The sequence below is a fragment of the Rhodopirellula sp. SH410 genome, from assembly GCF_055811895.1.
This window is the reverse complement of sequence record NZ_CM147949.1, coordinates 5530395-5543300: the sequence shown is the minus strand read 5'-3', so window position 1 is coordinate 5543300 and position 12906 is coordinate 5530395. Positions and strand designations below refer to the sequence as shown.

11 protein-coding genes are annotated in these 12906 nt (G+C 56.9%); 5 read left to right on the top strand and 6 right to left on the bottom strand.

Annotation, left to right across the window (positions count from 1 at the left end; translation table 11 throughout):
- Window positions 1-106 precede the first annotated feature (106 nt).
- Entirely contained in the window at window positions 107-403 is a 297-nt protein-coding gene (locus tag SH410x_RS20180; RefSeq protein ID WP_473670305.1) for a hypothetical protein, read from the bottom strand.
- A gap of 387 nt (window positions 404-790) precedes the next feature.
- The gene (locus SH410x_RS20175; protein WP_473677360.1) at window positions 791-1477 is read right to left on the bottom strand and encodes an HAD family hydrolase; all 687 of its coding nucleotides are present in this window, start codon (window positions 1475-1477) and stop codon (window positions 791-793) included.
- Between the two features lie 29 nt (window positions 1478-1506).
- Between SH410x_RS20175 and ubiE the strand changes: the two genes are divergently transcribed.
- The 4 genes from ubiE to mqnE all read left to right on the top strand — a co-directional run bounded on the left by ubiE (window position 1507) and on the right by mqnE (window position 5222).
- Window positions 1507-2352 (top strand): bifunctional demethylmenaquinone methyltransferase/2-methoxy-6-polyprenyl-1,4-benzoquinol methylase UbiE, encoded by an 846-nt coding sequence (gene ubiE / locus SH410x_RS20170; protein ID WP_473670304.1) that lies wholly within the window; start codon window positions 1507-1509, stop codon window positions 2350-2352.
- Window positions 2349-3035, top strand: a complete 687-nt coding sequence (locus tag SH410x_RS20165) for a UbiX family flavin prenyltransferase (RefSeq protein ID WP_473670302.1) — start codon at window positions 2349-2351, stop codon at window positions 3033-3035. The genes ubiE and SH410x_RS20165 overlap by 4 nt, the downstream gene beginning before the upstream one ends.
- Window positions 3032-3949, top strand: a complete 918-nt coding sequence (locus SH410x_RS20160; RefSeq protein WP_473670300.1) for a UbiA-like polyprenyltransferase — start codon at window positions 3032-3034, stop codon at window positions 3947-3949. The genes SH410x_RS20165 and SH410x_RS20160 overlap by 4 nt, the downstream gene beginning before the upstream one ends.
- Before the next feature lie 115 nt (window positions 3950-4064).
- The gene (mqnE, locus tag SH410x_RS20155; protein ID WP_473670298.1) at window positions 4065-5222 is read left to right on the top strand and encodes an aminofutalosine synthase MqnE; all 1158 of its coding nucleotides are present in this window, start codon (window positions 4065-4067) and stop codon (window positions 5220-5222) included.
- 145 nt (window positions 5223-5367) lie between these two features.
- Here mqnE and SH410x_RS20150 read toward each other — a convergent pair whose 3' ends face one another.
- Together SH410x_RS20150 and SH410x_RS20145 are read right to left on the bottom strand one after the other, a co-directional pair.
- Window positions 5368-5907, bottom strand: a complete 540-nt coding sequence (locus tag SH410x_RS20150) for a MogA/MoaB family molybdenum cofactor biosynthesis protein (protein ID WP_473670296.1) — start codon at window positions 5905-5907, stop codon at window positions 5368-5370.
- 91 nt (window positions 5908-5998) lie between these two features.
- Window positions 5999-6436 (bottom strand): Rieske (2Fe-2S) protein, encoded by a 438-nt coding sequence (locus SH410x_RS20145; protein ID WP_473670294.1) that lies wholly within the window; start codon window positions 6434-6436, stop codon window positions 5999-6001.
- A 96-nt stretch (window positions 6437-6532) separates the two neighbouring features.
- Here SH410x_RS20145 and SH410x_RS20140 point away from each other — a divergent pair, with 96 nt between their 5' ends.
- Window positions 6533-9394: a M16 family metallopeptidase gene (locus SH410x_RS20140; RefSeq protein WP_473670293.1), complete on the top strand. Its 2862-nt coding sequence runs from the start codon at window positions 6533-6535 to the stop codon at window positions 9392-9394.
- A 264-nt stretch (window positions 9395-9658) separates the two neighbouring features.
- On the opposite strand, the gene SH410x_RS20135 is transcribed toward SH410x_RS20140, so the two are convergent.
- Window positions 9659-11233, bottom strand: coding sequence for a hypothetical protein (locus tag SH410x_RS20135; RefSeq protein WP_473670292.1), 1575 nt, complete (start codon window positions 11231-11233; stop codon window positions 9659-9661).
- A gap of 339 nt (window positions 11234-11572) precedes the next feature.
- On the bottom strand, window positions 11573-12406 hold the full coding sequence (locus SH410x_RS20130; protein WP_473670291.1) for a hypothetical protein: 834 nt from the start codon (window positions 12404-12406) through the stop codon (window positions 11573-11575).
- Window positions 12407-12906: the final 500 nt, after the last annotated feature.

Genomic DNA, 12906 nt, shown 5'->3' with positions numbered 1-12906 from the left:
TCGCGATGGAAGCAGCATGGTCACAAAAAAAATGCTTGACCGCGTTTCCGCGGTCAAGCATTTGTGGGGCGTCAGGGGATCACGCACTGAAGGTGCCCGGACCAAATCAGTTATCGACCTCCTCGAGGGCGTCGGCTTTGTTCTCGCCTAGCTCTTCCAACCGATCGGCTTTCTTTTCGCCTACGTCTTCAATGGCATCCGCCTTGTTTTCGGCAGCGTCGGTTACGCCGTCAGCGCGTTCGCGAACGTTCTCAGCGGTGTTTTGGGAAGCATCACGAATTTGATCGGCTTGGGTCTGGGTCGTGTCCCGGACCTCATCAGCCCTCTTATCCATGGCGGACTCTTCACAGCCGACAAAGCCAAGGGTGCTAACGGCCAAAACCAGGGTTGCTAACATCTTCATCTTGATATTCCTATATTTTGAAATTGGGCGACGCCGCGGAAAGTCGCGGGTCGGTCGAGAGATGGGTTTACGCAAGACGTGTGCCAATATCCTTTGGAAGAACCGACATTGCGTTACGACGCTGCACCGCGAACGCATCTCACGCGGAGGGCTTGGTAGCCAGAGCGGTAGAGTTTTTCAGATCGCAGGCTCGAATGAATGACGCATGTGAGAACCCAACATGCCCGCGACGAATCGCGGCGACACGCATCCGGATGCGACGGCGATCGTAAAAAGAAGTCTTTGTGATCGCAAACCGAACAGCATGACGGTTTGGCTGGCAAGCCTCGTGTCTGGGCTCGTGTCTGGCCCGCGAGGCGCAGCAAGTCGCCAGCTGGCGGCGTCCGCCTACAGCAAGGCGTCCAGAACTTCGTCCGTTTGCGAGAAATCAGCAAAAATTTGCGAAGGATTCTCGGTCGCGAGGGCATCGATGGGAAACTCTCCCGTCGCCACTGCGATGGTTTTTGCTCCGATCGCATGCCCACAGCGAATATCGGCGGGGGTGTCGCCCACCACGACGACCTCGGTGACGGAATCGCCGTAGCGACGAGCGATAATTTCCGCCGTTCGCCGGGCCAAATCGTCGCGTTCGACGTGAAAGCTGCCTCCGGAAATCCAGGCGAACCACTGTCGCAGATCAAAATGGGCAAGTTTTTGAGTTGCGGTCTCGGGTAAATTCCCGGTCATCACAGCTAGTTCCAACCCCTCGCGACGATACAAGTCAGTCAATAACGCGCGGATCCCTGGTAACACGACCCCGCCCTGACGAGCGAGGTGGCCGCCCATTAAACTAATGTACCGATCCCGTAACCGGCGGCAGTGCTCCTCGGTCACTTCCAGACCATTTCGCTGCAATAATTCCATCAACAAACTACGATCGGTTCGTCCCGAAAACATCACATCGCTGTCCGGGTGGGCAACACCAAATTCTTCCAGCATCGCTTGGGAGAGTGCCCCCCTGCCGACCCCCTTGGTCGTCAGCAATGTGCCATCGATATCGAATAAAAAAACGCGCACGTCGGTTTTGGCCTGCATCACCTGAGAGAGAAAACTAAAACACGCCCATGAGTGTCCATCCGCCCAGTGTCCCAGAGCCTCGTTCGAGCGACCAGCCCCAGCTCGATAAGAGCGGCCAGCGGGTCCGCGAAATGTTTCGGCAAATCGCGCCTCGCTACGACACGATGAACCATCTGTTGTCATTGAACATTGATCGTCGCTGGCGAAGGCAGGCGGTCGATCGCCTGCGCATCGATTCGCAGTCGCCGATTCTGGATATCTGCTGCGGCACGGGAGACTTGGCGATCGCCATTGCGGACCGGGCTGGCAGCGGTGTGCAGGTGGTCGGCAGCGATTTCTGCCACGCGATGTTAGAGATCGCGCGCGACAAGGAAGCCGCTCGGGTGCGAGATGCCGCCGATGGAATAGGTCGGGCCACGATCCCGTTCTTCGAAGCCGATTCGATGGCACTGCCCTTTGCCGACGATCATTTCCAGTGCGTGAGCGTCGCGTTCGGGTTGCGAAACATCGCCGACACCGACCAGGGACTGCGTGAAATGGTGCGTGTCTGTCGACCGGGCGGCCAAGTCATGGTGCTGGAGTTTTCCCAGCCGTCACTGCCCATCCTAAAGCAACTTTACGGTTTCTATTTCCGCTCCGTCCTGCCTCGCGTCGGTCAGTTGCTGGCACAAAACGACAAGTCGGCGTATGCGTACTTGCCCGCCTCGGTCGGCCAGTTTCCCTGTGGCGAGCGGCTCGCGGAGCGGATGCGAGCGGTGGGTTTGGACGACGTCGCCTTCCAAACGCTCACGCTCGGCGTGGCGACGATCTATACCGGTACCAAGCCGCCCGCCGACGAGTCCGCTGCCGGCGATGCTGTCGCTCGCGAGATGCCCGAGGCGGCGCAAGCATGATCGACCCTGTGAGGCGTCCCCGCCGGATTGTCGTCGCGATCACAGGTGCCAGTGGCGCACCCTATGCGGTTCGCCTTCTGCAGGCGCTCCGCGTCGCCGGCGTGGAAGTTCATTTGACGATCAGCCCCAGCGGTGCCGCGGTGATCGCGCAAGAACTCGGCCTTCAACTTGATCTTCGGCACCCTGATCTCGATGCTTTGCTGACCTGCGTGGCCGCGTGGTCGAACGCATCACCGATGGAGTTTGATTCGCGACTGGGGGAAACGGGGGACGAGCGATTTCATTATCACCAGCACGATGACTTTTTCACGCCGATCGCCAGCGGTTCGTTTGTGACCGATGCGATGGTGATCTGCCCGTGCAGCGGCAGCACGCTCTCGGGCGTGGCGCGTGCAGCGGGGGCAAATTTGATTCAACGGGCCGCGGAAGTGCACCTCAAGGAACACCGCAAACTCGTCGTGGTGCCGCGGGAGACGCCGCTGAGCGTGTTGCAGTTGGAGAATATGCATCGCCTCGCCGCTGCCGGTGTCGTGATCTTGCCCGCGATGCCGGGTTGGTATCACGGTGTCACGTGTCTGGAGGACCTGGTCGATTTCGTCGTCGCTCGGATCCTCGACCAGGTTGGCGTGGAGAATGCCCTGATTTCACGCTGGAAAGACACGTCCGACGAGGGCGTTTCATGACTGTCAAATCCAAACTGCCGGACTGGCTCGGCCTCATTCGTTTTTCGCATACGATTTTTGCGTTACCCTTCGCGATTCTCGCGGCTTTCTTGGCTTGGTCGACGCCCCTGGCGACGGGGTCGACGGCAACCCCCACCATTCGGATTTCGGACATGGTCGGAGTGTTGCTGTGCATGGTTTTTGCGCGCAGCGCCGCGATGGCATTCAATCGGCTCGTCGATCATAACATTGACGCTGGCAATCCACGGACGGCGTCGCGACACCTGCCTGCGGGGCGGCTATCGCGTCGCAGTGTGCTGATTTTCACGGTGGTCTGCTCACTCGGTTTCGTCGCCTCGACGCTGTTCTTCTTGCCCAATCGCTTGCCCTTGTACGGATCGATTCCGGTGCTCGCGTTTTTGCTTGGCTACTCGCTCGCCAAACGCTTCACCGCGTCCGCCCACCTGTGGTTGGGCGTGGCGCTGAGCCTATCGCCGATCTGTGTGTGGATTGCGATTCGCGGATCAGACTTCAGCTGGGACTTTTTTCATATCCCGCTTCTTTTGGCGGGTGCGATCGCGTTTTGGGTGGCCGGGTTTGACATCTTGTATGCTTGCCAAGACGCCGATTTCGATCGCGCGGCGGGGTTGCATAGCGTGCCGAGCCGATTTGGAGTTGCCGGTGCGCTGCGGATCGCGATGGTGATGCACGTGATCATGCTCGGATTCCTTGCCGCGCTCGTCCTGACCGGGCAAGCCGCCGGGCTGGGGTGGTTGTTTGCTGCCGCAGTTGGGTTGACAGCGGTCTTGGTGATGGTCCAGCATTGGCTGGTCCGCCCGGACGATCTCAGTCGCGTCAACGCCGCGTTTTTTCAAACCAATGCCATCATCAGTATCATTCTCTTGATGGCCGGAGCCATCGACACAATCTTATAAAGAGAGTTCCGAAAAACAAAGGGTTTAGGGTTCAGCAGGAGGATTCCTCAACCCTGAACTCCCCTTTTTATTCAACTCTCCTGTTCCTGAACCCTCTTTTTTCTGAACCCTTCCAATGCATTCCTCTGAACTGAACGCTCGGTTTCGTGAAATTCGCGACAAGGTCGAAGCCAGCGAACGACTGTCGCTCGACGACGGATTGTTTTTATACGAGCCCGAGGTATCGCTCCAAGCCGTCGGGGAGCTGGCCAATTTCGTGCGTGAGCGACTCAATGGAAATGTCGCTTATTACAACATCAACACGCACCTCAATCCGACCAACATCTGCGTGTATCGGTGCCGGTTCTGCGCGTTCCGCAAAGACTTGCGAGATGAGAGCGGTTACGCGATGACGGACGAGCAGGTGCTCGAACGGGGCCGCGAAGCGACCGCTAACGGATGCACCGAGATGCACATTGTCGGCGGTCTGCACCATCAGCGGAAATACGAGTGGTATCGCGATCTCATCTCGCTGCTGAAAACGAACTTCCCGCAAATCCATCTGAAAGCCTGGACGGCAGTGGAAATTGATTGGTTCCGATTCCAGACCAAGAAATCGTTCCGCTGGGTACTCGAAGACATGCGGGCGGCCGGCCAGGGCAGCATGCCAGGTGGTGGCGCGGAGATTTTCCACCCTGAAGTCCGCGATCAATTGTGCGAGCACAAAGCCAACACGCCCTCATGGATTGAAATTCACAAGACCGCTCACGAGATCGGCATGAAGACCAATTGCACGATGCTGTATGGGCACTTGGAAAAGGCCTATCACCGGATCGACCACCTGATGCGACTACGTGAATTGCAAGACAAAACGGGCGGCTTCCAGGTCTGTATTCCGCTGGCGTTTCACCCCGAAAACACACAGTTATCCGAGTTGAAGAAACCCTCGGGCCTGATGGACTTGCGAACCGTTGCCATCAGCCGACTGATGCTTGATAACATCCGGCACATCAAAGCCTATTGGATCATGCTCGGCATCGAGACCGCACAAACGGCCCTCGCGTACGGTGCGGACGATCTCGACGGCACCGTTCGTCACGAACTGATCTATCACGATGCCGGTGCAAAAACCCCCGAATTCCTGTCGGTGGACCAGATCCAACAGTTGATCCGTGAAGCGGGCCGCGAACCGATCGAGCGAGACACCACCTACAACCGCGTGATCCGGGACGCCGACGATTTTACAAAGTGGCATTCCGGCGAAAGCGTCGACGCCGAGCTGGCAGTGGTTTAAGGCCGCCTCATGGCGCCATTTGCCTCATGGCACTATTGTCTCGTCCGCCGAACCGGCGACGATCGTCCCCGGTAGAGAGTCGCCATCGCCATCGAAACCAAGCTTGCTTCGCGAGCCGGTCCACGTGCTGTTTCTGGACAGCTTGCTACTGCGAAACCAGCGCCGAGGCATGGCGGATGATCGGGAGCACACACTGCTCCATCGCGGTCGTCACGGCGCCGGTCGATCCCGGTAGCGCGAACACGACGACTTGACCGATGCGGCCCGCGGTGGCTCGGCTGAGCATGCCCTTGGGGCCAATTTCCGCGATCGAGAGGGCTCGGAAATACTCACCGAATCCGGGCAGGCGAACCTCGAGCAATGAATCGATCACGTCCACAGCCATGTCGCGTGGCGCGATGCCCGTGCCGCCTGTTGAGATGATTGCGTCGAGCGACGTGTCAGCGGTGAGCTCGCGGATTTTCTCTCGGAGCGGTTCGGCATCGTCACTCATGATCAATCGCTGAGCGACGAGGTGCCCGGCCTCTTCGAGTAGCTTGGCGACACGATCACCGCTGCGGTCATCTGCGATCGTGCGAGTGTCACTGAGTGTGATCACAGCCACCCGCAACGCGGCTTCCATATTGACATTGCCGCAGCCGCAATCAGGCGAATCACAGGTGTGAGTTGGTGTGTGATCGGTCATGGGGAGTTTCCAGATTCGAGTTGTTTTCCAAAAAACGGCGTGTGATCGGTGGTCGCTCGGCTCTCGGAATCGAAAAGTGTGTGGGCGTTTCCTATCGGCTCGGCCCGTCGGTCGACAACTGAATTTCAATTCGGTCGTCGACCTGGCGGATCGGGAAGGATTCCTGTAGCGGTTGATGATTGATCAGTTGAATCCCGGTGGCCAGATCATATTGCCAGCCGTGCCAGGGACACGTCACGCAGCCATCGCGGACGACTCCATCCGCCAAGGGACCACCCTGGTGTGAGCACATCCCATCGATCGCGTACCAGGTTCCCGCGTGGCGAAACACTGCGATCACGCGATCGTCGAGTAACACCTCGACGGCAAAATCCTCGCCAGAATCGAACTGGCGACGCGAGACCGCTTTGATATTCACATCGCCCGCGGCGGGATCGTCGGTGATCCGCGCGGCGAGCCGCCAGTCACACTCGTTCGCTGGCACCGGCGTGTCACTGGGCTCGTTGGCGTTGGCTTGAGAATCAGACATGCCGGCATCTTACTCAGGGTGATGGTCGAGGCGGTAGCCGGGGCGTTACAATTCGGGCCAAACGATCAGTCTGCCACACAAAAGGACTTCAATCAGATGAACCGGCTATCTTCGCCCATTCGATTTGGGCAATCGCTTTTTCACATCGGTCGCGAGTCGGCGCTGCGGCTGATTCCAGTCGTCGCCTGCGTCTGCCTCGCTGCAACCGCGGTGCTGCACGCGGCTGACCCACCACCGTCTGACGCCAAGTCCGACTCGAAATCAAACCAAGAAACCTCTCAGGACGACAACGTGGCCGAAACCGCCAGCCTGCCCAAGCCGCTTCGCAGCGTCGAGGGGATCTCTCAATACGAACTCGACAACGGTGTCCAGATTCTGCTGTTCCCCGATGAGAGCAAAGAGGTCGTGACGGTGAACATGACCGTGTTCGTGGGCTCGCGTCACGAAGGCTATGGCGAAGCCGGGATGGCTCACCTGCTCGAACACATGTTGTTCAAAGGCACGCCCTCGCATCCGACCGTGCCGAAGTCGCTGACGGAACGTGGAGCCCGTTTCAATGGCACGACTTGGATGGATCGCACAAACTACTACGAGACGCTGCCAGCGAGCGAAGAGAACCTCGAATTCGCCGTCAACCTCGAAGCCGACCGGTTGGTCAATAGCTTCATCCGCGGCGAAGATCTGGCCAGCGAAATGACGGTCGTTCGCAACGAATTTGAACGCGGAGAAAATTCGCCCACACGCGTGCTGATGCAGCGGATGGAATCGGCCGCTTACGACTGGCACAACTACGGCAAGTCGACCATCGGCAACCAGAGTGACATCGAGCGGGTGCCTGTCGTCAAGTTGCGTGAGTTCTATCGCAAGTTTTATCGGCCCGACAATGTGATGGTGATCGTGGCTGGGAAGTTTGATCCTGAGCACGCGTTGGCCACCATCCAAAACGCATTCGGGCCGCTCGCCGTACCGAACAAACCGATCAACGAAACCTATACTGTCGAACCATCCAAGGATGGCGAGCGAACCGTTGTGCTCCGCCGAGTTGGTGACGTTCAAGCGGTCGGTGCCAACTACCATATCCCCGCCGGCAGTCACCCCGACTACGCGGCCGTCAAAGCACTCACCATTGTGCTGGGCGACGAGCCAAGCGGTCGACTCTACAAAGCAATGGTTGAAACGAAACTCGCCAGCAGCGTGTATGCGATGGCCTACGGTTTTCGCGAACCTGGACTGTTGATGGCGATGGCCGAAGTGCCCAAAGACAATTCGCTCGAACAAGCACGCGTCAAACTAATCGAAGTCCTCGAGGATTCCTGGGATGAGAACCCGATCACCGAGGCCGAAGTCGAGCGAGCCAAATCGCAGATTTTGAAGCAGCGTGACATGGCCAGCGCCGACACCGACCGCATCGCCGTCACGCTCAGCGACTGGGCCGCCCAAGGTGATTGGCGATTGTATTTTCTCTATCGCGACCAAGTCGAAGCATTGACGGTCGAGCAAGTGCGTGAAGTCGCCAAGAAATATCTCGTCCGCAATAACCGCACCGTCGGATTGTTCATCCCCAGCGAGGAGTCCGATCGCGTCCGGGTGCCTGAATCGCCCGACTTGAACGTTGTCCTGAAGGACTACCAAGGCCGCGAAGCCGTGGCTGCTGGCGAGAGCTTTGACCCCGATCCCATCGTGATCGAGAAACGGGTTCTGCGCGGTGATTTGGTCGGTGGCATCCAGTACGCATTGCTACCCAAGAAAACGCGTGGCGATTCGGTCTCATTCAAAATGACGATTCGTTTCGGCACGCCGACGACGCTGAAGGACAAAATGGGCGCTGTCGAACTGCTCGGCCTGTTGATGGCTCGCGGCACGACCAAGCTGACCTATCAAGAACTGCAGGACGAGTACACACGGCTGAAAGCGAACGTCAGCGTCTACACGCTGATGGGACTGCTCAATGTGGACGTGAAGACGAAAAAGGAAGATCTTCCCAAAGTCATCGAGCTGATCGGCGACGTGATCAAGACACCATTGCTCGATGCGCAAGAACTCGAGCTCATCCGTCAGCAAGCCATCACCAGTCTGCAGCAGAGCAAGACCGAACCGAACGCCCTGGCGCCACGCAAAGTCCAACAGCTCCTATCGCCCTATCCCAAAGACGACATTCGCTATGTGATGACGATCGATGAAGAAATTGCGATGTACGAAGCGGCCACGATCGATCAAGTCCGCGATCTGCACGCGAAGTATCTCGGGAACCAAGCGGGCGAACTCGCTGTGGTCGGCAACTTCGACCCCGCCGAAGTGATCAAGGCCGTCAAGGCACAGCTCGCAGGCTGGACCACGGACCAACCCTACGTGCGCATCGATCGACCGGCTCATCCCGATGTTCCCGGTCAAACCGTCACGATCGAGACGCCCGACAAATCTAATGCGCTGCTCTATAGCAGTGAGCAGTACGACATGTCGGATCTCGATCCAGAGTACGCCGCGTTAACACTCGGCAACTTCGTGCTCGGCGGCGGTTCACTCAGCAGCCGATTGGCCGACCGTGTGCGGCAACAAGAAGGTTTGTCCTACGGCGTTCGCAGTGGCTTGTCACCACGCCCCAAGGACAATCGCGTCGATCTAACACTCTACGCGATTACGAACCCGGACAACAAAGACAAGTTGATGAGGGTCATTCGCGAGGAAGTTGACCGGTTGATCGCCGATGGCGTGACGCAGGAGGAACTCGACGCGGCGAAGCAATCGTATCTGCAAGCCGCACGCATTTCCCGCACCGGCGACGCGTCACTGGCCTCGATGTTGTTGATGTCCATGTTCACCGACCGCACGATGGCAGCGGTGGCTGAGCAGGAGCAGCAAGTTCGCGACGCCACGATTGACCAAGTCAATGCAGCGATCAAGAAGTACATCGACCCCGACAAACTGGTCACCGCGATCGCCGGGGATTTCAGTAAGTAAGGCCCCGTCCGCCTGAGCTAGACCGACGCCTCCGTCCTTTTGACGGGCGGAGTCGTCGGTCGACAATGGGATTCGCGACTGCCGATTCCTACTGGTTTGTCTTCGTGCTGCGAGATCGCTTCGTCTTCGCTCCCACTGATTGGCGTGTCCGCAAGTCAGTAAGGAACGCGGGATCAATAACTGGCGTAGTGGATCTTGTTAAAGATCCATCCAGAACAGGTGCATTCCCCTAAAAAGGACGCTGAGGACAAGCGATTTACGGGATTAGGTCGCCAAGGCAGGAGAGTCTTCAATTTTGATGCTCATGTTTTTCGGTTCCCAGTCCCAGCTGTCATGGGCTTCGGTGCGGCGGAACTCCGATAGGTCCGACATTGCTTGATCCCATTGATCAGGAACCACTTGGCTGCGTACTTGAAGCATCGACTCGGCATGTTCACTCTTCCAGAACATCGCATTGCTCTTGAGCCGTAGATTGATCACTCGACGGATACCGCTCTCGATCGCACCGCTTCCGCAAGGAAGACCAAGTTGTTTGAAGCGTACATACTTCAAACGCCCCGCTTCGCCGTGACGATGAAGATAAGAAATCTCAGTCGCAAGTGCTACGTTCGGTTTGCCGGTGCCTTGTAGTTCATTCAAGTCGTCAACGACCTGTTGCCATTGGCCGTTTCGAAGCTGGCTGCGGAGGTGACGATACAACGGGTTTCGTTCCTCGACGCTTAGGCCCAATGAAGCCAGTGCCTGCGAAATGTGATGCACTGCATGGCAGCAATCCAAGACTTCATAGGTCGGGACATCCTTCAGTCCGGCAAGCTGGATGATGCGGTCGATACGATCCCAGATCCAGGGAGCACCATCGGCGACGAACGTCACACTGAGGGCTTCCGCCGCACCAAGCCGATGAAGATGCATTGCCACCACCTCGGCGATCGCATCAGGACCAAGCAGCGTCCCGTCGATGGTTGCTTTGGTTTTCTTGACCATCTTGCCATGCTCGTCATGGATGAAGATCGTCATCAGCTTCGGCTCACGCCAATCCGCCGAAAACGTTCGACGTGGCGTGCTCTTGGACCGTCCCGGTGCGTTACCAGTCAGCAAGCCGTCTTCATCGGTTGGTTCAATGACAGCGGATTTTGGCTTCATTTCGCCACGAATTTTCATTCTCCCGCCGTCGATTTGCACTGACACGCGTTTGCCCGATAGCTCGCTGGACGCTTTGAGTTGCTTGCTCCGCAACAGTGCAATGCGGTGTCGTCGCAATGCCAACAATCCTGCACCGCACTGATAGGTGATTCGCTTGACTGTTTTGATGTCGATATCAATTCCCTCGCGAGTTAGCTCCTTGTGAGCAAACGCGATCGAAGGACACAATGCCATTTGACGGGCCACCTTGCTTTGCAACCCGGGCGAGACGCCTTTGCCAAATCCGAACTGCGATAAAGTAATGTCTAGCCCGACCCGCGGCGCGTCGTCTTTACGAAAGCGTTTCTTCTTGGGAGCGCAGTACAAGGTGACCGCCCAAACGATCATGCCCCCGAGCAGTTGAACGGCGACGGAGCGCTCGCGACCCTTCTGAAGCGGACGAGAAAACTCTCTCCTGGTTTGTTCAGCCGCCTCCAAAACCTTGCCTTCTTTGATAGTCGCCGCCATCAAACCAGCAACCAGCAAGTCGGCTCCGTGAGCGTACGCCCGATGCACCCTGCGTTCGATGGATTCCAGGTCGCCTGGGCAGTTGATCAGTTGCTGTGTCCATTGAACTGCGTCGACACTGATCTGAGAAGTAAAGCGAAGAATCATTTCTTGATTTGATTCGATCAATTTGCCATGCGATCCATCCACGGTCATTCCCTCCATTAGGTCACCAGCATCCTTGCCACGAGTTAGAATTGATCCATCAAAGCAATCAATTCTAACCTCGGGAAGTCAGGCGAAAACGGGGCAAAGACCAATTCGATTTGCTAGCAAACATGTCCGTAGAATGGGAATGCACCATCCAGAACAGGATCTTTAACAAGATCCACTACGGTAAACCCGTCACTTATTGTTCATGGTATCCTAAATAGACATCTCTCTTAATTGCTGTACTGCTGGTCGTCGGATTCCAATTTGGACGATCAGGTGTCGGTTGGAAGCGAGAGTGCGTGAGAATCACCGGGAAGAATCGATTCCACATGATTCTCATTTACCAATGGGTTGGCGGACAGTGAAGTGGGAACCGCTCGGATTGCTGTCGGGTGGGAACTTCTCGGCCCGCCACGCGATAGTTCCTTGGTATGACCCAGTCAAAGAACCAGACGAAGCGCGAACAAAAGCATATTCCCAGTGCACTTCTTCGTTATCACGCGTGGCCTCAATTAACAGCAGAACCTCCGGATCATTTCCTTGGACAAATGCGAATACGGCTCCATCAATGGCGCCTCCAGCCCGCTCGGTTGATGGCACTTGGTATCGATAGAGAGGTGTGGGCATGCGCCGCAGTTCCTGTCGATCTGAATCGTCGCTGTTGAAACCCACCAGTGTGGCCGAAAATAAGCTCGCGAGATGCTTGATCTGACGCAGGCGACGCGCGGGGTTGGAAGACGGGGGATCAACACCTTTGATTTCCTGAAAGACGGCAGCGGAGTCCGCTGGCTGCCACTGAACCCCAAAGTCGTAGTTCAGTTTGAAATTCGGTTGATGTGACAGCACATCGAGTTCATGACAAATATTCCCGTCCCACGGATAGATACTCACGGCAGCAACGGGCCGCCCTTCGTCAATGCACAACGCCAATAAACCATCGACCACTGGAGCATTTTTACCGACACGTTCGGCGTTGAGAAACGAGAGTACGGTGTCAACTCGAATCGGGCTCGCGCCCTTCACCGCGTCCACCCTACGAGCATCGAAAGAGCTTCGCGACGCAACGATCTGAGCACTGATCGCACTTTCGCGTGTCTGGCCAGGTACTGGCCCAGCATCAACGAAATGCCCCAGGAAAATCGCGACCAAAAGTCCACATTTTATTCTCATTATCTCTGCCAGCTTGAACCAGCAACCTCCATATTTGACTATTCGATGAACTGAAAACTTGTCTGCGTTGACGAGTTCTGACGCACGAGGCCTACCATTATAGACACCGCGTCTACAGGACATCCTATCAACACTGCACACGCGGTGCACGCTTTCCTGTTGGTTTTACTTGCGTCGGCCATCCGTCCTCGATGCGTCGGTTAGGACGTACTCGCCGAAATAAACGAAGTCGCTGCTCAATCGGAATTCCCACGGAACATGAGCAGAAGTACCAAAGCCTCACACCCTCAGCGTTTTAACGCCCTAGGCGAACGCCCCTATCAGCCACCGGCATGTCGCCCCCTTTCGCTCCCCTGCCAGCTTGTCTGGCAGAAACAACGTTTTGCAATTTGATCTGGTCTTCAGGAGGCGGAGATGCAGAAGGAAACTTGCGCAATGCAAAAGCATTGCAGCCCCAAAAGGTTTAGCGTTCCAGGCTAACGCTCCAACGGCTAATAGGG